At 62.5% G+C, this 25,676-nt stretch carries 16 protein-coding genes and 1 tRNA gene; 12 read left to right on the plus strand and 5 right to left on the minus strand.

Features of this window, described 5'->3' with window-relative positions; all coding sequences use genetic code 11:
* Window position 1 precedes the first annotated feature (1 nt).
* The 6 genes from glgB (at window position 2) to bglA (ending at window position 10,307) form a co-directional block, all read left to right on the plus strand.
* Entirely contained in the window at window positions 2-2,218 is a 2,217-nt protein-coding gene (glgB, locus tag NKH83_RS04650; RefSeq protein ID WP_254819895.1) for a 1,4-alpha-glucan branching protein GlgB, read from the plus strand.
* Between the two features lie 35 nt (window positions 2,219-2,253).
* Window positions 2,254-3,519 carry a glucose-1-phosphate adenylyltransferase gene (gene glgC, locus NKH83_RS04655; RefSeq protein WP_254819896.1) on the plus strand — a complete coding sequence of 422 codons (1,266 nt, stop codon included), beginning with the start codon at window positions 2,254-2,256 and terminating at the stop codon, window positions 3,517-3,519.
* A gap of 3 nt (window positions 3,520-3,522) precedes the next feature.
* Window positions 3,523-4,968 (plus strand): glycogen synthase GlgA, encoded by a 1,446-nt coding sequence (gene glgA / locus NKH83_RS04660; protein WP_352479486.1) that lies wholly within the window; start codon window positions 3,523-3,525, stop codon window positions 4,966-4,968.
* 3 nt (window positions 4,969-4,971) lie between these two features.
* The gene (locus NKH83_RS04665; RefSeq protein WP_352802291.1) at window positions 4,972-6,600 is read left to right on the plus strand and encodes an alpha-D-glucose phosphate-specific phosphoglucomutase; all 1,629 of its coding nucleotides are present in this window, start codon (window positions 4,972-4,974) and stop codon (window positions 6,598-6,600) included.
* A gap of 82 nt (window positions 6,601-6,682) precedes the next feature.
* Window positions 6,683-8,689 carry a glycogen debranching protein GlgX gene (gene glgX, locus NKH83_RS04670; protein ID WP_352802292.1) on the plus strand — a complete coding sequence of 669 codons (2,007 nt, stop codon included), beginning with the start codon at window positions 6,683-6,685 and terminating at the stop codon, window positions 8,687-8,689.
* Entirely contained in the window at window positions 8,679-10,307 is a 1,629-nt protein-coding gene (gene bglA, locus NKH83_RS04675; RefSeq protein WP_352802294.1) for a beta-galactosidase BglA, read from the plus strand. Before glgX ends, bglA begins: the two co-directional genes overlap by 11 nt.
* A gap of 16 nt (window positions 10,308-10,323) precedes the next feature.
* Here bglA and NKH83_RS04680 read toward each other — a convergent pair whose 3' ends face one another.
* Window positions 10,324-12,030: a pilus assembly protein TadG-related protein gene (locus tag NKH83_RS04680; protein WP_352802296.1), complete on the minus strand. Its 1,707-nt coding sequence runs from the start codon at window positions 12,028-12,030 to the stop codon at window positions 10,324-10,326.
* Between the two features lie 78 nt (window positions 12,031-12,108).
* On the minus strand, window positions 12,109-12,531 hold the full coding sequence (locus NKH83_RS04685) for a TadE/TadG family type IV pilus assembly protein (protein WP_352802731.1): 423 nt from the start codon (window positions 12,529-12,531) through the stop codon (window positions 12,109-12,111).
* 441 nt (window positions 12,532-12,972) lie between these two features.
* On the opposite strand from NKH83_RS04685, the gene NKH83_RS04690 reads away from it, so the two are divergent.
* The 4 genes from NKH83_RS04690 to NKH83_RS04705 all read left to right on the plus strand — a co-directional run bounded on the left by NKH83_RS04690 (window position 12,973) and on the right by NKH83_RS04705 (window position 18,386).
* Entirely contained in the window at window positions 12,973-14,565 is a 1,593-nt protein-coding gene (locus tag NKH83_RS04690) for a peptide ABC transporter substrate-binding protein (RefSeq protein WP_352479492.1), read from the plus strand.
* A 163-nt stretch (window positions 14,566-14,728) separates the two neighbouring features.
* Window positions 14,729-15,652, plus strand: a complete 924-nt coding sequence (locus NKH83_RS04695; protein WP_352479493.1) for an ABC transporter permease subunit — start codon at window positions 14,729-14,731, stop codon at window positions 15,650-15,652.
* Window positions 15,645-16,763: an ABC transporter permease gene (locus tag NKH83_RS04700; protein ID WP_254819905.1), complete on the plus strand. Its 1,119-nt coding sequence runs from the start codon at window positions 15,645-15,647 to the stop codon at window positions 16,761-16,763. Before NKH83_RS04695 ends, NKH83_RS04700 begins: the two co-directional genes overlap by 8 nt.
* A gap of 3 nt (window positions 16,764-16,766) precedes the next feature.
* On the plus strand, window positions 16,767-18,386 hold the full coding sequence (locus NKH83_RS04705) for an ABC transporter ATP-binding protein (RefSeq protein ID WP_254819906.1): 1,620 nt from the start codon (window positions 16,767-16,769) through the stop codon (window positions 18,384-18,386).
* 68 nt (window positions 18,387-18,454) lie between these two features.
* Here the strand turns inward: NKH83_RS04705 and NKH83_RS04710 are convergent.
* Window positions 18,455-18,531, minus strand: a tRNA-Pro gene (locus NKH83_RS04710).
* 204 nt (window positions 18,532-18,735) lie between these two features.
* Here NKH83_RS04710 and NKH83_RS04715 point away from each other — a divergent pair.
* Together NKH83_RS04715 and NKH83_RS04720 are read left to right on the plus strand one after the other, a co-directional pair.
* Window positions 18,736-20,250, plus strand: a complete 1,515-nt coding sequence (locus NKH83_RS04715) for a phosphomannomutase/phosphoglucomutase (protein ID WP_502895541.1) — start codon at window positions 18,736-18,738, stop codon at window positions 20,248-20,250.
* A gap of 15 nt (window positions 20,251-20,265) precedes the next feature.
* Window positions 20,266-22,536 (plus strand): AGE family epimerase/isomerase, encoded by a 2,271-nt coding sequence (locus NKH83_RS04720; protein WP_352802301.1) that lies wholly within the window; start codon window positions 20,266-20,268, stop codon window positions 22,534-22,536.
* Here the strand turns inward: NKH83_RS04720 and betB are convergent.
* The gene (gene betB, locus NKH83_RS04725; protein ID WP_352802303.1) at window positions 22,500-23,963 is read right to left on the minus strand and encodes a betaine-aldehyde dehydrogenase; all 1,464 of its coding nucleotides are present in this window, start codon (window positions 23,961-23,963) and stop codon (window positions 22,500-22,502) included. The genes NKH83_RS04720 and betB overlap by 37 nt on opposite strands.
* A gap of 59 nt (window positions 23,964-24,022) precedes the next feature.
* Window positions 24,023-25,675 carry a choline dehydrogenase gene (betA, locus tag NKH83_RS04730; RefSeq protein ID WP_352802305.1) on the minus strand — a complete coding sequence of 551 codons (1,653 nt, stop codon included), beginning with the start codon at window positions 25,673-25,675 and terminating at the stop codon, window positions 24,023-24,025.
* Window position 25,676 lies beyond the last annotated feature (1 nt).

Here is a 25,676-nt window from a genome sequence, read left to right on the forward strand (position 1 = left end):
GATGAGCAAGCCGCGCGCGACCGTTGCGACAAGCGGGCCGGACGGACTGGCGCAAACCAGCGATGTCGCGGCGATTGTCGCGGGCACGCACGGCGACCCGTTTGCCGTGCTCGGCGTGCATGAGGCTGGGAAGGGATTTGTCGCCCGTTGCTTCGTTCCTCATGCCGAGTCCGTCACTGCCTACACGCTGACCGGCAAGAAGGCTGGCGAGCTGTCGAGGCGTGACGATCGCGGTTTCTTCGAAGGCAAACTGTCGCTGCGCAAACGCCAGCCGCTGCGCTACCACGCCAGGAACGCCGGCGGTGACTGGTGGCTGACCGATCCATATTCCTTCGGCCCCGTGCTCGGTCCGCTAGACGATTATTACATCGCCGAAGGATCGCATCTCAGGCTGTTCGACAAGCTCGGCGCCCATCTCATAGACCATGAAGGTGCATCGGGCGTACATTTTGCGGTGTGGGCGCCCAATGCAAGGCGCGTCTCGGTGGTCGGCGACTTCAACGAGTGGGACGGCCGCAGGCATACCATGCGCGTCCGCCGCGACACCGGCATCTGGGAGCTGTTCATTCCCGACATCGGCGCTGGCCGCCCTTATAAGTATGAAATCATCGGGCCGGATGGCGTGAGATTGCCGCTCAAAGCCGATCCGTTCGCCTTCAAGTCCGAACTGCGCCCGGCCACCGCCTCGGTGACGGCTTTGCCGCCGGCGCATGAATGGGGTGACGAGGCGCACCGGAACTACTGGCGCAATGCCGACCACAGGCGCGAAGCTGTATCGATCTACGAGGTCCATGCCGGGTCATGGCAGCTTCACGACGACGGCAGCTTCCTGTCGTGGGATGAGCTCGCCGACAGGCTGATCCCTTACGTGGTCGAGACCGGTTTTACCCACATCGAATTCATGCCGATCTCCGAACACCCCTATGACCCGTCCTGGGGCTACCAGACGACGGGTCTTTATGCGCCGACTGCCCGCTTTGGCGATCCGGACGGTTTTGCCCGCTTCGTCGACGGCGCCCACCGTGCAGGCATCGGCGTCATCCTCGACTGGGTGCCGGCGCATTTCCCTGTTGACGAACACGGTCTGGCAAAGTTCGACGGTACCGCGCTCTATGAACATGCCGATCCGCGCAAGGGCTTCCATCCCGACTGGAACACAGCGATCTATAATTTTGGGCGCCGCGAAGTGATTTCGTTCCTGGTCAACAATGCGCTGTTCTGGGCCGAGAAATATCACGTCGACGGACTGCGCGTCGATGCGGTCGCCTCGATGCTTTATCTCGATTATTCGCGCAAGGCCGGCGAATGGATCCCCAACGAGAAGGGCGGACGCGAAAACCTCGAGGCGGTCAGCTTCCTGCAGCGTATGAACAAGGAAGTCTACGGCCACCATCCGGGCGTGATGACCATCGCCGAGGAATCGACCTCGTGGCCGAAAGTCTCGCAGCCGGTGCATGAAGGCGGGCTGGGCTTCGGCTTCAAGTGGAACATGGGCTTCATGCACGACACTCTGGAGTATTTCTCCAAGGAGCCGATCTTCCGCAAGCATCACCACAACGACATCACCTTCGGCCTGGTCTACGCCTTCAGCGAGAATTTCGTGCTGCCGCTGTCCCATGACGAGGTGGTGCACGGCAAAGGCACGCTGCTCAACAAGATGGCCGGCGACGACTGGCAGAAATTCGCGACGCTGCGTGCCTATTACGCCTTCATGTGGGGTTATCCCGGCAAGAAGCTGTTGTTCATGGGCCAGGAGTTCGCGCAGCGCCGCGAGTGGAGCGAGGCGCGCGCGCTCGACTGGAACCTGCTCGATTTCCGGCTCCACCGCGGCGTCTGGCAGACAGTGCGCGACCTCAACTATCTCTACCGCTCGCGCCCGGCGCTGCATGCCCGCGACTGCGAGCCGGAGGGCTTTTCCTGGCTGATCGTCGACGACAGCGCGAACTCGGTCTTTGCCTGGCTTCGCAGCGCGCCGGGCGGCAACCCGGTCGCCGTCATTTCCAACTTCACGCCGGTGCCGCGCGACAATTACCGCGTGCCGTTGCCGCAGGCCGGAAAATGGCGCGAGATCATCAACACCGACGCCACGGACTATGGCGGTTCCGGCAAGGGCAACAGCGGCGCGGTCGAGGCTCGAGCGGAAGCGGGAGGAGGCATCTCGGCGACGATGCTTTTGCCGCCATTGTCGACGATCATGCTCGAATTCGTCCCGGACTGAGCTATGTCTGGAGCATCTAACCTGGGAGGATAGGAATGGCTGAAATAAAACGAACACAGCCGCTGGCACGCGACGCCATGGCTTATGTGCTGGCCGGCGGCCGTGGCAGCCGGCTCAAGGAACTGACCGACCGCCGTGCCAAGCCGGCGGTCTATTTTGGCGGCAAGACCCGCATCATCGATTTCGCGCTCTCCAATGCGCTCAATTCCGGTATCCGCCGCCTCGGCGTCGCCACCCAATACAAGGCGCATTCGCTGATCCGCCACCTGCAGCGCGGGTGGAACTTCCTGCGGCCCGAGCGCAACGAGAGCTTCGACATCCTGCCGGCCAGCCAGCGTGTGTCGGAAACGCAATGGTACGAGGGCACCGCCGACGCCGTTTACCAGAACATCGACATCATCGAGGCCTATGGGCCGGAATACATGGTCATCCTGGCCGGCGACCACGTCTACAAGATGGACTACGAAATGATGCTGCGCCAGCATGTCGAGGCCGGCGCCGACGTCACTGTCGGCTGCCTCGAAGTGCCACGCATGGAAGCTACCGGCTTCGGCGTCATGCATGTCGATCCCAAGGACACCATCATCTCCTTCATCGAAAAGCCAGCCGATCCGCCGGGCATTCCCGACAAACCGGATTTTGCGCTGGCCTCGATGGGAATCTATGTGTTCAAGACCAAGTTCCTGATGGAGCAATTGCGTCGCGATGCGGCAGAGCCCGGCTCGAGCCGCGACTTCGGCAAGGACATCATCCCCTACATCGTCGAGCACGGAAAGGCGATCGCCCATCGCTTCGCCAAATCCTGCGTGCGCTCGACCGCCGAGAACGAGGCCTATTGGCGCGACGTCGGCACGGTCGACGCCTATTGGGAAGCCAATATCGACCTGACCGACATCACGCCGGAACTCGACCTTTACGACCGCGACTGGCCGATCTGGACTTACGCCGAGTTGAAGCCGCCGGCAAAGTTCGTGCATGACGAGGATGGCCGCCGCGGGTCGGCCGTGTCGTCTCTCGTGTCGGGCGATTGCATCGTTTCGGGCGCTTCGCTGAAGCGGAGCCTGATCTTCACCGGCGCGCGTATCAATTCCTATTCGACGCTGGAGGAGGTCGTCATGCTGCCTGACGTCCATGTCGGCCGCAACGCCAGGCTGAAGCGCGTAGTCATCGATCACGGCGTCAGGATTCCGGAGGGGCTGGTGGTCGGCGAGGATCCCGTCCTCGACGCCAAGCGTTTCCGCGTTTCGGAAAAAGGCATCTGCCTGGTCACGCAGGACATGATCAACAGGCTGGGATCGTAGTGCATGCAGGTTCTGTCGGTGGCGCCCGAGATCTTTCCGCTGGTCAAGACCGGAGGGCTCGCCGACGTAACCGGCGCCTTGCCCATGGCATTGGCCGGCAAGGGCGTCACTATGCGCACGCTCGTCCCCGGCTACCCGCAGGTGATGGGCGCCTTCAAGAAAAAGAAGGCGGTTCAGCAATATCCGCTGCTGCAGGGCGGCAAGGCGTCGGTGCACGCCGTCCAGATCGCCGGCCTCGACCTGTTCGTGCTCGACGCGCCGCATCTTTTCGACCGCCCCGGCGGTCCATACGGCAACGCGACCGGCGCCGACTGGCCGGACAATTGGCGGCGGTTCGCTGCCTTGAGCCAGGTAGGCGGCGACATCGCCGGGGGCTCCATCTCGGGCTACCTGCCCGATATCGTCCATGCCCATGACTGGCAGTCGGCAATGACGCTCGCCTACATGCGCTACGGCAAGGCGGTCGGCACGCCGTCGATGATCACCGTGCACAACCTCGCCTTCCAAGGCCAGTTCGGCGCCAGCATCTTTGGCGAGCTTGGCCTGCCGGCGGCGGCGATGGCGCTCGACGGCGTCGAATATTACGGCGGCGTCGGCTTCCTCAAGGCCGGCCTGCAGGCCGCCTGGGCGATCACCACGGTCAGCCCGACCTATGCGCAGGAAATCCGTTTGCCCGAATTCGGCATGGGCCTCGACGGCCTGATCAACATGCGCTCCGTCGATCTCCATGGCATCGTCAACGGCATCGATACCGAGATATGGAACCCGGAAACCGACAAGCATCTGGTCTCCAACTACACGGCAAAGACGCTTAAGGCGCGAATGCCCAACAAGGCCGCGGTCGAGGACCGTTTCAGCCTCGATCGCGATGACAGCCCGATCGTCTGCGTCGTCAGCCGGCTGACCTGGCAAAAGGGCATGGACATATTGGCTGCGGCCGTCGACGGCATCGTCGCGGCAGGTGCACGGCTGGCAATCCTTGGGTCCGGCGACGCTGGGCTGGAAGGCGCGTTGCTTGCCGCCGCAGCCCGCCATCGTGGCCGCATCGGCGTCGTCGTCGGCTATGACGAGGGGCTCTCCCACACCATGCAGGGCGGCTGCGACGCCATCATCATCCCGTCGCGCTTCGAACCTTGCGGGCTGACGCAACTCTACGGCCTGCGCTATGGCTGCGTGCCGGTCGTCGCGCGCACCGGCGGCCTTGCCGACACGGTCATCGATGCCAACGAAGCCGCCATCTCTGCCGGCGTGGCGACCGGCTTCCAATTCGCGCCCGCCAATGCCGGCGCCTTGCTGCACGCCGTCCGCCGCCTTGTCGAGGCGCATGCCAATCCCGCGGTGTGGACGTCGATGCAGCGGCAAGGCATGAAGGCCGACGTTTCGTGGGACAAAAGCGCCGAAAAATATGTTCAACTCTTTCGCTTGCTGCTTTCGAAAAGGGCTGCCTGACTGATGATCCGCACCGTCGCCACCAAACCCTATCCCGACCAGAAACCCGGCACCTCCGGGCTGCGCAAGAAAGTCCCGGTGTTCCAGCAGGAGCACTATGCCGAGAACTTCATCCAGTCGATCTTCGACGCGCTGCATGGATTCGATGGCAAAACCCTGGTGATCGGCGGCGACGGCCGCTTTTATAGCCGCGAGGTCATCCAGAAGGCCATCGCCATGGCCGCGGCAAACGGCTTCGGTAAGGTGATGGTCGGGCAGGGCGGCATCTTGTCGACGCCGGCCGCTTCGCATGTAATCCGCAAATACAAGACCTTCGGCGGCATCATCCTGTCGGCCAGCCACAATCCGGGTGGCCCACATGAGGATTTCGGGATCAAGTACAATGCCGGCAACGGCGGCCCGGCGCCGGAAAAGCTGACCGACGCGATCTTCGAAAAAACCAAGGCGATTTCAAGCTTCAAGATCGCCGATATCGGGCCGGTCGACATCGACACGATCGGCACGGTCAAGGCGGCTGACATGACCGTCGAAATCATCGATCCGGTTGCCGACTATGCCGATCTGATGGAAAGCCTGTTCGATTTCGAGGCCTTGCGGGCGCTGTTCAAATCGGGTTTCCGCATGCGCTTCGATGCCATGCATGCGGTGACCGGCCCCTACGCCAAGGAGATCCTCGAAAACCGGCTCGGCGCGCCGAATGGCACCGCCCGCAATTTCATTCCGCTGCCGGATTTCGGCGGCCACCATCCCGATCCCAATCTGGTGCATGCAAAACACCTCTACGACGAGATGATGAGCCCGAATGCGCCCGACTTTGGCGCTGCCTCTGATGGCGATGGCGACCGCAACCTGATCATCGGCAAGGGCATTTTCATCACCCCGTCGGATTCGCTGGCGATGCTCGCCGCCAACGCCCATCTGGCGCCGGGCTACAAGGCCGGGCTGAAAGGCATAGCCCGTTCGATGCCGACCAGCGGTGCTGCCGACCGCGTCGCCGAAAAGCTCGGCATCGGCATCTATGAAACGCCGACCGGCTGGAAGTTTTTCGGCAATCTGCTCGATGCCGGCATGGCGACGATCTGCGGCGAGGAGAGTGCGGGGACCGGCTCCAACCATGTACGCGAAAAGGACGGCCTGTGGGCCGTGCTTTTGTGGCTCAACATCCTTGCCGTGCGCGGCGAAAGCGCCAAGCAGATCGTTACCCAGCATTGGGCAGCCTACGGCCGTAACTACTATTCGCGGCACGATTACGAGGAGGTCGAGACCGACCGTGCCAATGCGCTCGTCGACGAACTGCGCGCCAAGCTCGGCTCGCTGCCTGGCACCAGCGTGCGCGGCATGACGATCGCCAGCGCCGATGATTTCGCCTATCACGATCCGGTCGACGGCTCGGTCAGCAAGAACCAGGGCATCAGGGTGTTGTTCGAAGGTGGCTCACGCGTCGTCTTCCGCCTGTCCGGCACCGGCACCTCGGGCGCGACACTGCGGCTTTATGTCGAGCGCTACGAGCCGGACAACAGCCGCCACAATCTGGAGACCCAGGAGGCACTTGCCGACCTGATTGCGGCGGCCGACGACATCGCCGGGATTCGCAGCCATACCGGTCGCGCCAAGCCGAGCGTGATTACGTGACTTTGGTTGACAGCCGGCCGTCTGAGTTCGGCCTGCGTTGCGAGGCTCCCCCTTCTCCCACAAGGGGAGAAGGAGACGCCGTATGAGCCAACTCGGCGCAACCATCACCAAAGAAGGCATCCGCTTCGCCGCATGGTCCTCGTCGGCTCGGCGCATCTGGGTCTCGATCTTCGACCAGCGCGGCAACCGCGAAATCGACCGGCTGCAACTCCAGTCGGAAGGCGAGGGCGTGCACGCGCTTTTTGTTGCCGGTCTCGGCGCCGGCACCCGATACGGGTTCCGCGCCGATGGCGACTACGCGCCGGAGCAGGGCCTTTGGTTCGATCCCGACAAGCTGCTGGCCGATCCCTACGCCGTCGAGATCGACAGGCCTTATGCCTATGACGGCCGGCTGGCCGCGCGCCGGGGCGAGGGGGTCGATACCGCGCCGCTGATGCCGAAGGCGATTGCCGGCGCCTTGCCGAAGCCGCTGCCTGCCTTGCCGCCGCTGTTTCGGCCCGGCGGCCTAATCTACGAAGTGCCGGTACGTGCCTTCACAAAGCTGCATAAGGACATCCCCGAGAAGCAGCGCGGCACCATTGCAGCTCTCGCTCACCCCCTTGTTGTAGAGCATCTGCAAAAACTTGGTGTTGCAGCCGTTGAGTTGATGCCGGTGACGGCATCGATCGACGAACGGCATTTGCCGCCGCTCGGGCTGCGCAACGCCTGGGGTTACAATCCCGTGACCTTCATGGCGCTCGATCCGCGACTGGCGCCCGGCGGTCTGGCCGAGTTGCGCGGAACGGTCGCTGCGCTGCGCGAGGCCGGCATCGGCACCATTCTCGACCTGGTGTTCAATCACACCGGCGAAAGCGACCGGCTCGGCCCGACATTGTCGCTGCGCGGCCTCGACAGCCGCGCCTACTACCGGCACGAGGCCAACGGCGCGCTGGTCAATGACACCGGAACCGGCAATACGGTGGCCTGCGACCATCCGGTCGTCCGGGAAATGGTCCTCGACACGCTTCGCCACTTTGTCCAGCGGGCTGGTGTCGACGGATTCCGCTTCGACCTGGCGCCGATCCTCGGCCGCCGCGACGGCGTTTTCGACGCCGATGCGCCGCTGCTGAACGCCATTCGCAACGACCCTGTTCTTGGCGACCGGGTGCTGATCGCCGAGCCCTGGGATGTCGGACCGGATGGCTATCAACTCGGCAATTTTCCGCCGCCCTTCCTAGAATGGAACGACAGATACCGTGACGATATCCGCCGCTTCTGGCGCGGCGACGGCGGCATAATCGGTGCGCTGGCGACGCGGCTTGCCGGTTCGTCCGACGTCTTTTCCAAAGCAGGCCAGACAACGGGCCGAAGCCTCAATTTCATCGCTGCGCATGACGGCATGACGCTGGCCGATATCGTTGCCTACGAGCACAAGCACAACGAGGCCAATGGCGAACAGAACCGCGATGGTCACGATGACAACCTGTCCTGGAACAATGGCGTCGAGGGCGAGACTGACGACCAGTCAATCGTTACGGCCCGTTTCGATGACCAGTGCGCGCTGCTGGCGACGCTCTTTGCCTCGCGCGGCACGATCATGCTGACGGCCGGAGACGAGTTCGGCCGCACGCAGCGCGGCAACAACAACGCTTACGCGCAGGACAATGACATTACCTGGCTCGACTGGTCCGGGCGCGACCGGGCGCTGGAGCGGTACACGGCTCTGCTCGCCAAGATGCGTCGTGCCGCGCCGGCGCTTTCGGACACCAGCTTCCTGACTGGAGAACTGCCGGCCGGCTCGCAATTACCTGACGTCGCCTGGCTGACGGAAACCGGCGTGCCGCTCGATGAAGCAGCCTGGCACGATCCTAGGCGACATCGGCTGGTCATGGTGCTCGGTGACAATGAGGACAGTCGCCTTGCGATGGTCATCAATGGCGACCGCCGAGCCTGCGTGTTCACGCTGCCGGAACGGGCGGGTTTTCATTGGCGCCCAGCCATCGAAACGGATACTGGCGACATCTCACGGCCGGTGCCTGGGCGAACGGTCATGTTCATCATCGAAAGCAGGACAGCGCCGGCGGGCGCAGGGGGAAGCCATGATGGCTGACAATGCCGAATGGTGGCGCGGCTGCGTCATCTACCAGATCTACCCGCGCTCCTTCCAGGACACGACAGGCGACGGCAGCGGCGATCTCAGCGGCATCACCTCGAGGCTGGCCCATGTCGCATCGCTCGGGGTCGACGCAGTCTGGCTGTCGCCTTTCTTCAAGTCACCAATGGCCGATATGGGTTACGACGTTTCGGATTACTGCGCTGTCGATCCGATGTTCGGCACATCAGAGGATTTCGACGCGCTGGTTGCCGAGGCACACCGGCTCGGCCTGAAGGTGATCATCGACCAGGTCCTGTCGCACTCATCGGATCGGCACGAATGGTTCGTCGAAAGCCGCACGAGCCGCGACAACCCCAAGGCCGACTGGTACGTCTGGGCCGATGCGAAGCCCGACGGCACCGCCCCCAATAATTGGCTGTCGCTGTTCGGCGGCCCGGCCTGGGAGTGGGATGCGACGCGCAGGCAATATTACCTGCACAATTTCCTCGCCTCGCAGCCGGACCTGAATTTCCACAACCCGCAGGTGCAGGACGCCTTGCTGGAAACGGTGCGGTTCTGGCTCGAGCGCGGCGTTGACGGTTTCCGGCTGGATACGGTCAACTATTACGTCCACGACCGCTGGCTGCGCAGCAACCCGCCTTTGGCGGAAAGCGTCGCCGGCACCAATACGGCAACCAGCCCCTATCTCTATCAGGAGCATCTGTTCGACAAGAGCCAGCCGGAAAACCTTACTTTTCTCAAGCGCTTCCGGGCCTTGCTTGACGAGTATGAAGGCCGCGTCGCTGTCGGCGAGATTGGCGACGAAACTCGTTCCTTGCAGACACTCGCCGCCTATACCGGCGGTGGCGACAAGCTCCAAATGTCCTACACGTTCGATCTGCTCGGCCCGCAATTCTCGGCGTCGCATGTGCGTGGCTGTGTCGAGGCCTTCGAGAGTAAGGTGTTCGACGGCTGGGTTTGCTGGGCGTTCTCCAACCACGATGTCGTGCGCCACGTCAGTCGATGGACAAGGCCGGGCGGCGATCCGGACAGGGTGGCGAAATTCTCGATCGTGCTGCTTTCCTGCTTGCGCGGATCGATCTGCCTTTACCAGGGCGAAGAACTCGGGCTGGAGGAGGCCGAACTGGCGTTCGAGGATTTGCGCGATCCCTTCGGCATCCGCTTCTGGCCGGCAATCAAGGGGCGGGACGGGTGCCGAACGCCGATGGTCTGGGAGGCTGTCGCCGACAATGCCGGCTTTTCAACCGGCAAGCCGTGGCTTCCGGTCCCGGCAAGCCATCGCGCCCGGGCGGTCGACGTCCAGAATGGCGAGCAAACCTCCGTCCTGGCGAGCTACCGGGCGATGCTGGCCTTGCGCAAGCAGCATCCGGCGCTGGTTCGAGGCTCGATCCGGTTCCTCGATGCCGAAGGCGACGTCCTTGCTTTCATTCGCGAAGGCGGTGACGAAAAGCTGCTGTGTGTCTTCAATTTCGCCGACGAGCCGGCCGGCTGGCAATTGCCACCGGATCTGGAAGCGATTGAGCCGAGAGATCTTGGCGGTGCTGCCGGCGTCTTGCAGGAAAGAACTCTGTCGCTGCCGCCGCTGGGCTGCTTCTTCGGCCAGATCGGCTGAGCTCTATTTCATCATCTCATTGAACAAGCACGGAGCGCCCGCAAGTCGCGCCGACAACCCGCACATCGGCCTCGCCGACATGCACGCCGACCGCCGCAAGCACGTTGTAGACCAGTGCGTCGACCGGCGCCGTCACGCCGTTCAGAACCGTTACCACCGCCGGCTTAACCGTTCCGAGCAGGGCCGTCACGTCCAGCCCGAGGCCCAGTGCATTGACGGAGAGCGAGAGGCCACTGACCAGCGATGTCGTGAGCGATTGCGTCAGGTTTTTTGTGGCGGCAGTTTTTATCGTCTTGTTGGCGATATCGGTGCTGTCGAAGGTCAATGTGGTCGGATCGTTGTTGGTGATAGCAAGTGATGAAGAACCCTTCACATCAAGCAGATTGAGGGTTAGCAGCAGAAGCTTCACGCTTACCTGGGCAATCGTGGTGTCGGAGAACGATTGCGGATTGCTGAAATCGGCGAAGGCCGATGGATTGTTGTCTGCGTCGCTGGCGGCAAGGTGCAGCGAGGCCACGCCAGGCTGCGCGGCGATCGACACCTTGATGCTATCCGGCCGGCCCGTCGGGCAGCTGATGTCAGTCAGCTTGGCTTCCGCATAGGCGACTTCGACATGCAGAGGCAGATTGACGGACAGCAGACTGATGCCGCCGCCGAGATTGGAATTGCCGATGCCGACTGTGGTGACCAGCTTGATTCGCGTCTGCGCGGTGCGCACCACGGTGCCTTTTTCCCCGACGGCCAGCCAGGGTGAATATTGCATCGGTTCACCGATGGCGATGGCGAGTGTGGTGGAGGTAAGTCCCGGAATAGTGGCGCCGAGATCGACCTCGACCTGTTTTGAGCCATTGGCCAGCGAGGCGGCGGCACCCAGCATGCCCATCGCGCTTGCGTCGACGGAAAAACCGGGAGATTTTTGTCCGAGGCCAAGCTTACCGATCGGGCCAAGATCGATAAGATGACTGAGGGGTATCTTGACCGTGTTCGTGGCCCTTGACGCGATCGTCTGCAGCACAAGTTTGCTGGCGCTGCCCGACCCGGACGCATTGGCCATGGCGGTCGCGATCTGGCCTACCGTCGCTTTTGACGCCAGCACGTCGGAATAGCTGACACCTGTCAGTTGCAACTGTACGGCAAGGGCGTCGACGAACGAAAGCACGTTGACGTCGGCCGAGATCAGCGCGTTGTAATCCATGACGCTGAGCGAGATGTTGCCGCCCAGCAACTTGCTTAGAAGCGCGTTAAGGATGCCGCCATTGACGCTGAGGAGCCTTGACCCGACCGAGAACATCGCTTGCGGGGTCACGCTGGCAATGGCTTCGGTGCCGATAACCGGAGTAGGGATGAGCGAACTGGCGAAATACCGGGCGGGGATTTTGTGCAGAGTGACGCGAACGGCGTTGTACGGCGTTTTACCGGCTTCGAAGCGCTTGTCGACACCAACGGAGGAAGCCGCTGAGTATCGGCCGCCGGTGACGGACACGACGGTTTTCCCAGCCGTGGGGACGATTGTCTGACCTGGCTTTTGAACAATGATGCCGGGCATTCGGTTGTCACCGAGCGTGGTTACCGCCGCGGCTTCCATATTGTTGATGTTCGACGCCGCGGTGATCGCCGCCAGATCCGTCATCGCTTGGGCTTCCCTGCGCTCCGTGTAGATCGAACCTTCGTCGACGGCGAAGGCCGCAAGCCCCAGGGCGAATGGCGCTATCAGCGCCGTCATGACGGCAAAGTTCGCCTTCTCGTCGCTAACCAGCGAGCGAGCGATCCGACCTATGCCCCTCAGCAAGAACTGCGACATTCAAATGCCTCCAATCCTTATGGTCGACCTGCGTGAGATCGTGGTTTGCGGCATCGCAAGGCTCGGTAACAGGTTCCAGATCGGCAGGTTGCTCGCATCGTACTGGATGGACACGACGAACTGATTTCCATCGGCCGTGCTGTCCGTCGCCTGATATGTCAGCTTGCCGGAATCGACGAACGGGTATCCACTGGCATTGTTTTTGACGAAACTCGCCACCAGCGCCTGGCGCTCGGTTTGGTTCAATCCGGCAATCGCAGTGCGGGCGGCATCGGCGGCGATCTGCTGTAAGGAGTTGCTTGCACCAAAATAGATACCATATGCAACCATTCCGAGCAGGAGGAGGATGAAGACCGGTGAAAGCAGGGCAAATTCGATCGCGGAAGTTCCGGACTCATCTCCAATTTTGCGTAGATTTGTCATTATTCGACACGTGTTTTTTGCCGCTAATGAGACAGCTTTACTGTCTGTCTTATCCATTGCCCTTGTCCACGGAACTTAAGAGGGATGTGCCGAACCCGTCCAAATATGTAACCCGTGGTTGACTAAGAACCAATTAAGACATTCCCGCAAACTGAAATGATCAGCCAGATTATCTCCCACGGAAGGGCGTTTTCTGGGCGATGAAACGCAGACAAGCCCATGGTTTGGATCATTGATTGGCCGTTCGCAAGACGACTGTCCCGGCGCCTTACTTTGGGTGACCCCGAGAGACTGTTGAAATAAAAAATCTCCACGTTACTGTTTGGCCACCAGCTGCCGGAAAGGGAACCGGCTGCGCGCTCGAAAGGAACCAGCCAATCGGTTTCGGGGCGTCAACGCTTAGAGACGTGGCTGAAGGGCGACGTCATTAGGGAGAACTCCATGTTGAAACATGTGCTGAAGGCGACGGTACTCGCCACGACCATGGCCTTGGCCGCCGGTACGTTCTACACGCCGGCTTTCGCCGAGACCGTCTACAACCGCGGAGCCGCCGCCGAAGCGGAGACGCTCGATCCACACAAGACCTCGACGGTCTACGAAGCCGATATCATACGCGACCTGTTCCAGGGCCTCGTCATGCATGACCAGAAGACGAACCTCATTCCGGGTGCCGCCGAAAGCTGGACGGTCTCCGACGACGGCACTGTCTACACCTTCAAGCTGCGCAAGGACGGCCTCTGGTCGGATGGCAGCCCGGTGACGGCGGACGACTTCGTTTATTCGTTCCGTCGGCTGGAAGATCCGGCCACCGCTGCCGAATACGCTTCCATGCTCTATCCCGTGAAGGGTGCCGAGGAAGTCAACACCAAGAAGGGCAAGCCGGAGGATATGGGCGTCAAGGCGATTGACGCAAATACTCTCGAAGTCACGCTCAAGGCGCCAACGCCTTACTTCCTGGAGATGCTGACCCATCAGGCGACCTATCCGGTTAACAAGGCGTCCATCGAAAAGCTTGGCGCCGACTGGATCAAGGCAGGCAAGCTGGTCTCCAACGGGGCCTTTACAGCGGCGGAGTGGATTCCCAACGACCATCTGAAGCTGGTCAAGAATCCGAAATTCTGGGACGCCGCGAGCGTCAAGTTCGACGTGGTCAACTACATCCCGACCGAGGATCGCTCGTCTGCGATGAAGCGCTTCGAGGCCGGCGAACTAGACAGTTACGGTGACCTGCCGACCGAACAGCTCGCCGATCTCAAGGCCAAATTCGGCGACCAGGTCCGCGTCGGGCCATATCTCGGCATCTACTATTATGCGATCAAGACCGACAAGGCGCCGTGGGACAATGTCGAACTGCGCAACGCCATCTCTATGGCGATCGATCGCGACTTCCTGGCCGAGAAAGTCTGGCAGAATTCGATGCTGCCCGGCTATTCGATGGTACCTCCGGGCATCGAGGGCTACACGCCGGCACTGGCGAAATACGCCGACATGCCGCAGATCGACCGCGAAGATGAAGCCAAGAAAATCCTGGAGAAGCTCGGCTATACGCCCGAGCATCCGCTGAAGATGCAGATCCGCTACAACACTTCGGAGAACCACAAGAACACCGCTGTCGCCATCCAGGAACAGCTGAAGCCGCTCGGCGTCGAGGTCACGCTGCTCAACACCGACACCAAGACCCACTACTCCTTCCTCGAGCAGAAGGGTGATTATGACGTGGCGCGTGCCGCCTGGATCGCCGACTACAAGGATCCGGAAACCTTTCTCGGCATCTCTCGCAAGGCCAGCGGCAACAACTATTCGGTTTACAACAGTCCGAAATTCGAGGCAGCCATGGACGAGGCGGCCGCCGCGGGCGGCAAGCCCGAAGAGCGTATGAAGAAACTCGCCGAAGCCGAGCGCATCCTCGTCGACGACGTCGGCGAGATCCCGCTTCTCTACTACAGCTACCACGATATCGTTTCCTCGAAGCTGCATGGCTTCGACGACAATGTGATGGACATCCATCCGTCCCGCTTCATCAGCAAGGACTGATCCCTTCGCTGGGCCGCCGCGCAACTCAATGCGCGGCGGCGCTGGTTTGCCATCGCATCGGCCCGGGAACCGGAATAGATTTTCGGCAATGTCGGTGCGAAGATTTGAAGGCTAGAGTGCAATCGTCTAGCTGGACGCGCGCTCTGGATCAAGCGGGGCACCGATGCTGCGTTACGTATTCCGGCGGCTTCTGACCGCCATTCCGACGCTGTTCGTCATCGTGACCATAGCGTTCTTCCTGATACGTGTCGCGCCGGGCGGCCCGTTCAACCAGGAGCGGGGTCTGAGCCCCGAGATCAGGGCCAATCTCGAAGCCCAGTTCGGCCTCAATGATCCGCTCTGGTTGCAGTACGTCCACTATCTGGGCAATCTTCTGCGCGGCAATTTCGGTCCCAGCTACAATATGCCGGATTTCACCGTCGGCGAGTTGTTCAGGGAGGGCCTGCCGATCTCGATCCAACTCGGCGCTTCGGCACTCGTTCTGGCGCTGCTGCTCGGCAGCGTGCTCGGCACTGTTGCGGCGCTCAACCAGAACAAGCTTGCCGACTATTCGGTGATCGCGCTGGCGACCGCCGGCAGCACCATACCGACCTTTGTCATCGCCCCAGTAATCCAGCTTGTATTCGGATTGACGTGGAAGCTGCTGCCGATCGGTGGCTGGGGCGATGGAGCCCTCATCAACAAGGTCGGCCCGGTGCTGACGCTCGCTCTGCCGCAGATCGCCATCGTTGCCCGCCTGATGCGCGGCTCGATGATCGAATCGCTGCACTCGCATCACATCCGTACTGCGCGCGCTCTCGGCCTGTCCGACTGGTCAGTCGTCGTCAAGCATGCGCTGCGCGGCGCCATCCTGCCGATCGTCTCCTTTACCGGTCCGGCAGCTGCAGCCCTTCTCACCGGCTCGATCATCGTCGAGACCATCTTCTCTATACCGGGCATCGGCCGCCATTTTGTCGTTGCCGCGCTCAACCGCGACTACACTCTGGTTATGGGGACGGTGGTGGTCATCGCGCTCTTCACCATTGTCTTCAACCTGATCGTCGACGTCCTCTATGGTGTCGTCGATCCGAGGGTGCGCTATGACTGATATCGCAGTTGCCGCACCGGTCGTCGGCCGATCCCTGTGGGGTGACGCCTGGGCGCGCCTCAAGGCCAATCGCGCGGCCATGTTCAGTCTGTATTATCTTGCCTTCATCACCGTCATCAGTGTGTTTGGGCCCTATTTCGTGCCGCACCAGTATACCACCATCTATGCCGACTATGTGCGCACGCCGCCGAGCTTCTCCGCCTATCCGCAGGCCGACATGATCGAAGGCGCTCTCGATGAGGCGATCAGGCGTATGCGCGTCGACATCAAGGATTGGCGGCAGGAGGGCAGTCGTGTGTTCGTTACCGTCAGATCGTCCAAGCCGATCGACGACCGCAACATTCGCTACCTTGATCGTTCCGATACCTTCGATGACACAAAGATCGAGAGCAAATCGCCGGATGGTCTCGAAATGGTGATGAGTGCCTCGATCAAGCAGCAATATTTCCTGTTCGGTACCGACAACACCGGCCGCGATCTGCTGTCGCGAACGCTGATGGCCGGGCGCATATCGCTGGCCATCGGATTGCTTGCCGGCATTGTGGCCGTGGTCATCGGCGTGCTCTACGGCGCCACCGCCGGCCTTGCCGGCGGCAGGGTCGACGAGGTGATGATGCGTGTCGTCGACGTGCTCTATTCTTTGCCGTTCATCTTCTTCGTCATCATGCTGGTGGTGTTTTTCGGCAGGAACTTCGTGCTGATGTTCCTGGCCGTCGGCGCGGTGCTGTGGCTCGACATGGCGCGCATCGTGCGCGGACAGGCGCTGTCGATCCGCCGGCAGGAATATGTCCAGGCGGCGGAGGCGATGGGCGTCGGACAGCGTGGCATTTTGCTGCGCCACGTTATCCCCAATTTGCTCGGGCCGGTGGTGATCTACATGACGCTGCTGGTGCCGCAGGTCATTATCCTGGAGAGTTTTTTGTCGTTCCTCGGGCTCGGCGTCCAGGAGCCGATGACCAGCTGGGGCGTGCTGATCTCGGTCGGCGCCCAGAACATCGGCTCGGCCAACTGGCTGCTTCTATTCCCGGCCTTCTTTCTCGTTTCCACGCTGTTCGCGCTGAATTTCGTCGGCGATGGGCTGCGCGACGCGCTCGACCCGAAGGATCGTTGAGAGATGGCTGCCTCCGAAACCATCCTCAGCGTCAAGGACCTTCGGGTCCGCTTCCGCACCCTCGACGGTGTGGTGGAGGCGGTGAAGGGCATCAATATCCACGTCAAATCAGGCGAGACCGTCGCCGTCGTCGGCGAATCCGGTTCCGGCAAGAGCCAGACGATGATGGCGGCGATGAGCCTGCTCGCCTCGAACGGCGAGGCCACCGGCACAGTCGATTATCGCGGCCGCAATCTTTTGACCTTGAGCAAGCCCGAGCTCAACAAGATCCGCGGCCGCAAGATCAGCATGATCTTCCAGGAGCCGATGACTTCGCTCGACCCGCTCTATTCGATCGGCAACCAGTTGATCGAGCCGATCCGCAAGCATCGCGGACTTGGCGCCGCCGCCGCGCGCGAGGAGGCGCTTAAGCTGCTGCGGCTGGTCCATATTCCCGATCCGGAGCGGCGGATGAAATCCTACCCGCACGAATTGTCGGGCGGTCAGCGCCAGCGCGTCATGATCGCCATGGCGCTCGCCAACGACCCCGACATACTGATCGCCGACGAGCCGACGACCGCGCTCGACGTCACCATCCAGGCGCAGATCCTCATGCTACTCGCCGAATTGCAGCGCAAGCTCGGCATGGCGATCGTCTTCATCACCCACGATCTCGGCATCGTCCGGCGCTTTGCCGATCGGGTCTATGTGATGCGCTATGGCGAGGTGGTCGAGGAGGGCGAGGCGGAAGCGATCTTCGCCAACCCGCAGCACGCCTACACCAAGATGCTGCTGGCCGCCGAACCGACCGGCACCAAGGCGCCGCCGCCGCCGAATGCCCCTGTCCTGCTTGAAGGCAGGAACGTCGAGGTGACCTTCAAGATCGGCGGCGGATTTCTTGGCGGCGAGCCGCTGCTGCTGCGCGCCGTCGATCGCATTTCGATACGGCTGAAGCGCAACCAGACGATCGGCATCGTCGGCGAATCCGGCTCGGGAAAATCGACGCTTGGCCGCGCCTTGCTGCGGCTCCTGCCCAGCGACGGCATCATCCGGCTTGGCGACCGCGACATTTCCCACGCCGACCGCCAGGCGATGCGGCCGCTGCGGCGCGAATTACAGCTGGTCTTCCAGGATCCATTCGGCTCGCTGTCGCCACGCATGACCGTCGGCCAGATAATCACCGAGGGGCTGCTGGTCCACGAGCCCAATCTGTCTGGCAGGCAGCGCGATCTCCGCGCGGTCGACGCCTTGCTCGAAGTCGGGCTCGACCCGAACACGCGTAACCGCTATCCGCATGAATTCTCCGGCGGTCAGCGGCAGCGCATCGCCATTGCACGCGCCATGATACTCAAGCCTAAAGTGGTGGTGCTGGACGAGCCGACCTCGGCGCTGGACCGCTCCGTGCAGAAGCAGATCGTCGAATTGCTACGCAAGCTGCAGGCCGACCACGAGCTGTCCTATCTGTTCATCAGCCACGATCTCGCCGTCGTGCGCGCCATGGCCGACTACATCATCGTCATGAAGCAGGGCAAGATCGTCGAAGAGGGACCGGCCGAGGCGATCTTCAGTAATCCGCAGGCAACCTACACACAGACACTGATGGCCGCGGCCATCGATGTCACGCGATTTCGCCTGAGCGCATAGCGATTGGTCAGAACTGCGGCGGATAGTGGTTGTTTCGGGAACAAAAACAGCTAAGCCGCTGTTTTTTCTGGTCGGAGTGGCAGGATTTGAACCTGCGACCCCATCGTCCCGAACGATGTGCGCTACCAGGCTGCGCTACACTCCGTGACCAGACCGCGGGCTTATAGCCGCCGCGTTTGGTTACTGCAAGCGCCAATGGAGGCGCTTCTGTCGCATTTCTTTCGCTTCGCCGCCACGTCATACAGGTTTCAGTTTCCTGTCGCACAAACACGGCTTAAAGGGCTTCTGGGTAACCGTCGCCTTGCCTCGAAGCACCTGATTCAGCAGCCTGGAGTTTGCAGCCTTGTCGATGAAGATCGTTAGCGATGTCAGACCAAACACTTTTGAGTTTGAAACCTCGGCGCTGATCAAGCCGTCCGGGTTTCGCGAATATGATGCGCGCTGGTGGTTCGGCCATCCCGGCTCGAACGAAACGCCGGAACTCAATCTGATCGGCGTCCAGGCGCTCGGCATGGGGCTCGGCACGCTGATCCGTCGCGTGGGTGCCGGGCCCGACATCGTCACCGGTCACGATTTTCGCTCCTATTCGCTTGCCATAAAGCTGGCGCTGGTTTCCGGGCTGATGGCAGCCGGCGCACGGGTCAAGGATGTCGGGCTGGCCCTGTCGCCGATGGCTTATTTCGCCCAGTTCGCGCTCGACACGCCGTCCGTCGCCATGGTCACTGCCTCGCACAACGAGAATGGCTGGACCGGCGTCAAGATGGGCGCGGCGCGCCCGCTGACTTTTGGTCCGGAGGAGATGAGTGCGTTGAAGGCGATCGTGCTGTCCGGCGATTTCGATCTTGTAGGTGGCGGCTCCTATGACTTCGTTGCGGACTTCCGCAAAACCTACCTTGACGATCTGACAGCGGGAAAGCGTATCTCGAGGAACCTCAAGGTGGTGGCCGCTTGCGGCAACGGCACCGCTGGGGCTTTCGCTCCCGAGGCACTGGAAAGGATCGGCTGCGACGTGATCCCGCTCGACGTCGAGCTCGATCATACGTTTCCCAATTACAATCCCAACCCCGAAGACATGCAGATGCTGCACGCCATTCGCGACAAGGTGCTGGAAACGGGCGCCGATGTCGGGCTCGGTTTCGATGGCGACGGCGACCGCTGCGGCGTGGTCGACAATGAGGGCAACGAGATCTTCGCCGACAAGGTCGGTGTCATGCTGGCGCGCGACATTTCGCACCTCTATCCCGGCTCGACTTTCGTCGTCGACGTCAAGTCGACCGGATTGTTCATGACTGACAAGGCGTTGCGGGAAAATGGCGCGGTCACCGACTATTGGAAAACCGGTCACTCCTATATCAAACGGCGCGTCGCCGAACTCGGCGCCGCCGCCGGTTTCGAGAAATCGGGCCATTTCTTCTTCAATCCGCCGATCGGCCGCGGCTATGACGATGGCCTGGTAACGGCCATCGCCATATGCCAGATGCTGGATCGCAGCCCGCAAAGCAGCATGGCCGATCTCTACCGCGATCTGCCGCTGACCTTCGGCACGCCGACCATGTCGCCACACTGCGCCGACGAGCTCAAATACGGCGTCGTCGAGCGCGTCGTAAGCGATTTTCGCAAGATGAAGAACGACGGCGCGGTCTTCGCCGGCCAGAAGATCGCCGAACTGATCACCGTCAACGGCGTCAGGGTCGTGGCGGAGGATGGTACCTGGGGGCTGGTGCGGGCATCATCGAACAAGCCGGAGCTTGTGGTGGTGGTGGAGAGCCCGGTATCATCCAAGCGGCGCCGGCAGATGTTCGAAGCCGTCGATGCGGTGCTGCGCCGCAGCCCCGAAGTCGGCGCCTACAACCAGACCTTTTGAGCGGGGCTCGTCTTCATGACCGAACGGATCGTCAGTTTTGTGATGAGTGGCGGCGTCGGCTCGCGGCTGTGGCCGCTGTCGCGCGAGGATAATCCCAAGCAGTTCCATGATTTCTCCGGCGACGGCTCGATGCTAGCCAAGACGCTGCGCCGGCTGACCGCACGGCCGGAGGGCGAAACGCCGGTCTTCCTGATTGCCTCGGAAAGGCACGCCGACCGCGTTCATGCCGATATTGCCGGTCACGAGCTTTCCGGCGGCGGCCCGCTGTTCGAGCCGACCGGCCGCAACACTGCCGCGGCTGTTGCCCTGGCAAGCCTGCGCACCTTGTCGGAATTCGGCGACAGCCTGGTGCTGGTGGTGCCCTCCGACCACGAGATCGCGACGGCGCAGCAATTCTGGCAGAGCGTCGAAGCCGGCACCGCGGCGGCGCGCGAGGGCAGGCTGGTGGTTTTCGGCATCAAGCCCGCGCAACCTGAGACCGGCTATGGCTACATCGAGGTGGCCGGCGAGCGGGACGGCATCTGCGACGTCTCGCGTTTCGTCGAAAAACCCGATCTCGCCACGGCGCAGAGCTATCTCGAGGCCGGTAACTTCTATTGGAACACCGGCATCTTCCTGTTTCGCGCCAGCGCCATGCGCGACGCATTCATGGCTTTCCAGCCCGACATCTGGAGCGCCACCGAGGCTGCTTATCAGGCGGCGACATCAGACCTTTCCGGCCTCTACATGCCTCTGGAGCTCTATGCCGCCATCCCATCGACATCGATCGACTATGCGATCATGGAGCGCGCCAGCGGCATCGCCATGGTGCCGGCGGGCTTTCGCTGGAACGATCTCGGCTCCTGGCAATCGCTGCTCGACGTCGGCCCCTCCGACACGCAGGGCAATGTCATCGTCGGCGATGTTGTCGCCATCGATTGCGAGAACTCCTATATCCGCAGCGATGGTCGCCTGCTGTCGGCCATTGGCCTGAAGGACGTCGCCATCGTGTCGACCGCCGACGCCACTTTCGTCGCGCCGGTCAGCCACAGCCAGAATGTCAAAAAAATCGTCGAGCAGCTCGAAAAGAGCGGTCGCCTTGAGACCAGGTTCACGCCCGCCGACGATCGCGTCATCGAAAGCGGCGCCTGGCAGCGCCGCGTGCACCACTGGCTGTTCGAGGAGACGGTGCCGTTGTGGTCGACGGTCGGCGTCGATGAGCGCCATGGCGGTTTCCACGAAGCGCTCGGCTTCGATGCCGCCCCGCTGATGAAACCCAAACGCATGCGCACGCAGGCCAGGCAGATCTACGCCTTCGCCGTCGCCAAGGCGCGCGGCTGGAACGGCCCGGCCGATCGGCTGATCAGCCACGGCCTCGAATTCATGGCCAGGCACGGACGTACCGACAATGGCGGCTGGGTGCGCACCCTCAACATCGACGGCACCGTCGCCGACGGCGCCGAGGATGCTTACGATCATTCCTGCGTGCTCCTGGCGCTGGCGCATGCCCATATGTGCGGCAATCCCGATGCGTTGCGGCTTGGCGAGGAGACCTTTGCGTTCATCGACGCGCATCTCGAGGACGAACGCCTGACCGGCTTCCGCGAGACCTCGAGCGGCGAGGGCGAGCGCCGCTCCAACCCGCACATGCATCTGCTCGAGGCGTTCCTGGCCTGGCATCAGGCGACCGGCGAGCGCGCTCATCTCCGCCGCGCCGCGCGCATCGTCGATCTGTTCCGCAGCCATTTCTTCGACCCGGAAAGCTGGACCCTTGGCGAGTATTTCGACCATGAATGGCGGCCGGCCCCTGGCGAGAAGGGCACCTGGACCGAACCGGGCCATCATTTCGAATGGGCCTCGCTGCTGGTCGACTTCGCCGGCCGCAGCCGCCAGAGCGACTTGACCGGCCTCGCCAGGAAGCTCTACGCGTCGGCGATCGCCAATGGCCTGAACCGCGCCACGGGCCTCGCCTACGGGGCCGTCTCGCGGCAAGGACTGCCGCTCGACCGCGTCTCGCGCAGCTGGCCCCAGGCCGAAGCGATCAAGGCGGCGATCGCGCTGGACGGTTCGGGGGGCCCCGACCTGAAGCCGGAGATCGAGGCACGGGTCGGCCGGCTGTTCCGCTGGCACATCAATCCGGCACCGCTCGGCCTGTGGATCGACCGCATCGACGAGCGTGGCCGCTCGCTGGCAAGCGAGGTGCCGGCCAGCATCTTCTATCATCTCGTCTGCGCGCTGACCCAGTATCTCGACGGCACGGCCCGCAAGGATCAGTACGGGCTGGCGACATCCCCGGTCTCGACATAGACCGACTTCAGCTGCGAATAGAGTGCTAGCGCCGCGAGCGAATTCTCGCGGCCGATGCCGGACTGCTTGAAGCCGCCGAAGGGGATTTCGACCGGCGTCAGATTGTAGGCGTTGATCCAGCAGGTGCCGGCCTGCAGTTCGGCGATGACACGATGGGCGCGCGCCAGGTCGCGGGTGAACACGCCGGCGGCGAGGCCGAATTCGGTATCGTTGGCGCGCTCGATCACCTCGTCCTCGCTGTCGAACTTCAGCACGCTCATCACCGGTCCGAAAATCTCCTCGCGCGCTATGCGCATCGTGTCGGTGACACCGGTGAACACCGTCGGCTCGACGAAGAAGCCACCCTGGAAACCCTGCAGCGAAGGCACGTTTCCGCCGCAGGCGAGCACCGCGCCATCCTGTTTGCCGGCCTCGATGTAAGAGACCACCTTGTCGTGCTGCGCCTTCGAGACCAGCGGCCCCATCTGCGTGTCCGGATCGAGCGGATCGCCGATGCGGATTTTCTTCGTCCGTTCGGTCAGCCTCTCGACGAAACGGTCATGGATGCCGCTCTGCACGAAGACCCGCGTGCCGTTGGAGCAGATCTGGCCGGTCGAATAGAAATTGCCGAGCATCGCGCCGCCGATGGCATTTTCGAGGTTGGCGTCTTCGAAGACGATCAGCGGCGACTTGCCGCCGAGCTCCATCGTCGCGTGCTTCATCTTCGAGCCGGCGAGCGACAGCACCTTGCGGCCGGTCGGCACCGAACCGGTCACCGAGACCTTGGCGACGACATCGTGGCCGACAAGGCCGGCGCCGACATCGCCAAAACCCTGCACGACGTTGAACAGCCCGTCCGGCAGGCCGGCCTCGGTGTAGATTTCGGCGAGCGCCAGTGCTGAGAGCGGCGTGTTCTCCGACGGCTTGAACACCATCGCATTGCCCATGGCGAGGGCCGGTGCGGATTTCCAGCCGGCGATCTGGATCGGATAGTTCCAGGCGCCGATGCCGACGCAGACGCCGAGCGCCTCGCGCCTGGTATAGGCAAAGGGCCCGCCGAGATCGACGGCCTCGCCATTAAAGGCGGCAACGGCGCCGCCGAAATATTCCAGGCAGTCGGCCGCCGACGGGGCGTCCGCAACCAGCGTCTCCTGGATCGGCTTACCGGTATCCAGCGTCTCGATGCGCGCCAGATCGGCATTGCGCGCGCGCAGAATGTCGGCGGCACGGCGCAGGATGCGGCCGCGTTCGACGGGCTTCAGCCGCGCCCAGGCCGGTTGTGCTGCACGCGCCGCCTCGATCGCGAGCTCCAGCACGTTCGGCGTCGCCGAGCGCAGCATGGCGATGGTCTCGCCGGTTGCCGGATAGATAACCGGCAGCGCTGCGCCGCGCTCGTCGTCGATATAGCGGCCATTGACATAATGCGATGCCGTTGGCTGGGCGCGCATGACTGTTCTCCAAATCGTCTTGTCGCGGCATGCGGAATATGCGTCCGCCGGATCATGGCCTATCTGTCCGACACCTGCCAGCGCGGATTGATCCATGGTTCCTGGTTGGAAGGTGGCAGCGGCGTGCGCCCGAGAATGTGGTCGGCGGCCTTCTCGCCAGTCATGATCGACGGCGCGTTGAGATTGCCGTTGGTGACGCGCGGGAAGATCGAGGAATCGGCGACCCGTAGCCCTTCGATGCCGATGACGCGGCATTCGGGATCGACGACGCTCATCGCATCATCGGCACGGCCCATCTTGCAGGTGCCGCAAGGATGGTAGGCGCTTTCGGCGTGATCGCGAATGAAGGCGTCGAGTTCGTCATCCGATTGTATATGCGAGCCCGGCGACAGTTCCTTGCCGCGGTACGGATCGAAGGCCGCTTGCCCGAAGATCTCGCGGGTCAGCCGGATGCAGTGGCGGAACTCCTTCCAGTCGTCCGGATGCGACATGTAGTTGAAGCGGATCACCGGCTTCGATTTGGGATCGGGCGACCGCAGCGTGACCGAACCGCGCGACTTCGACCGCATCGGCCCGACATGCGCCTGGAAACCATGCGCCTTGGCCGCCGCCTTGCCGTCATAGCGGACCGCGGCCGGGATGAAGTGATACTGGATATCGGGATAATCGACGCCAGCGCGCGAGCGCACGAAGGCGGCTGCCTCGAAATGGTTGGTGGCGCCGAGGCCGGATTTGAAGAACAGCCATTGTGCCCCGATCATCGCCTTCGAAAACGGATTCAGCACCGAGTTCAGCGTGATCGGCTTTGTCGATTCCTGCTGGATGTAGAGCTCCATATGATCTTGCAGATTGCGGCCGACACCCGGCCGGTCGGCGATCACCGGAATGCCGTTCTCCCTAAGGTGCTGGCCGGGGCCGATGCCGGACAGCATCAGGATCTTGGGCGAGTTGATCGAGGATGCGGCAACGATCACCTCGCGCCGCGCTCTGACTACCTGAATCCGTTTGCGCGCTTCGATCTCGACGCCGGTGGCGCGTTGATTCTCGATGATCACCCGCCGGGCGAAACCCTTGACCAGGATGACGTTTTTCCGCCTCAGCGCCGGCCTCAGATAGGCGCTCGCCGCCGACCAGCGACGGCCGCCGCGGATGGTCTGCTCCATCGGCCCAAAGCCCTCCTGCTTCGCGCCATTGTAGTCGTCCGTCAGCTCGAAGCCGGCCTGACGGCCTGCCTCGACGAAGGCGCCATAGAGTGGGTTCGTCCTCGAGCCGCGCTGCACAGTCAGCGGGCCGCCATGGCCGCGCCAGCCATCCTCGCCGCCTGCGCTGTCCTCCATGCGCTTGAAATAGGGGAGCACGTCGGCAAACCCCCAGCCGGCCGCGCCCTGTTCGGCCCAGTGGTCGAAGTCGCGGGCATGGCCGCGCACATAGACCATGCCGTTGATCGACGACGAGCCGCCGATCACCTTGCCGCGCGGCGTCGCCAGCACGCGGCCACCGAGGTGCGGCTCGGGCTCGCTGGCAAAGCCCCAGTCGTAGAGGCTCATATTGAGCGGGATCGACAGCGCCGACGGCATCTGGATCAGCGGCCCAATATCGCTGCCGCCATATTCGATGACGATGACCGAATGCTTGCCGTCCTCCGACAGCCGGTAGGCCATGGCCGAGCCGGCCGAGCCGGAGCCGATAATGACGAAATCCGCTTCAAGCATG

Origin of the sequence: Mesorhizobium sp. M0909 (assembly GCF_040319515.1) — a bacterium.
Taxonomy (GTDB): domain Bacteria; phylum Pseudomonadota; class Alphaproteobacteria; order Rhizobiales; family Rhizobiaceae; genus Mesorhizobium.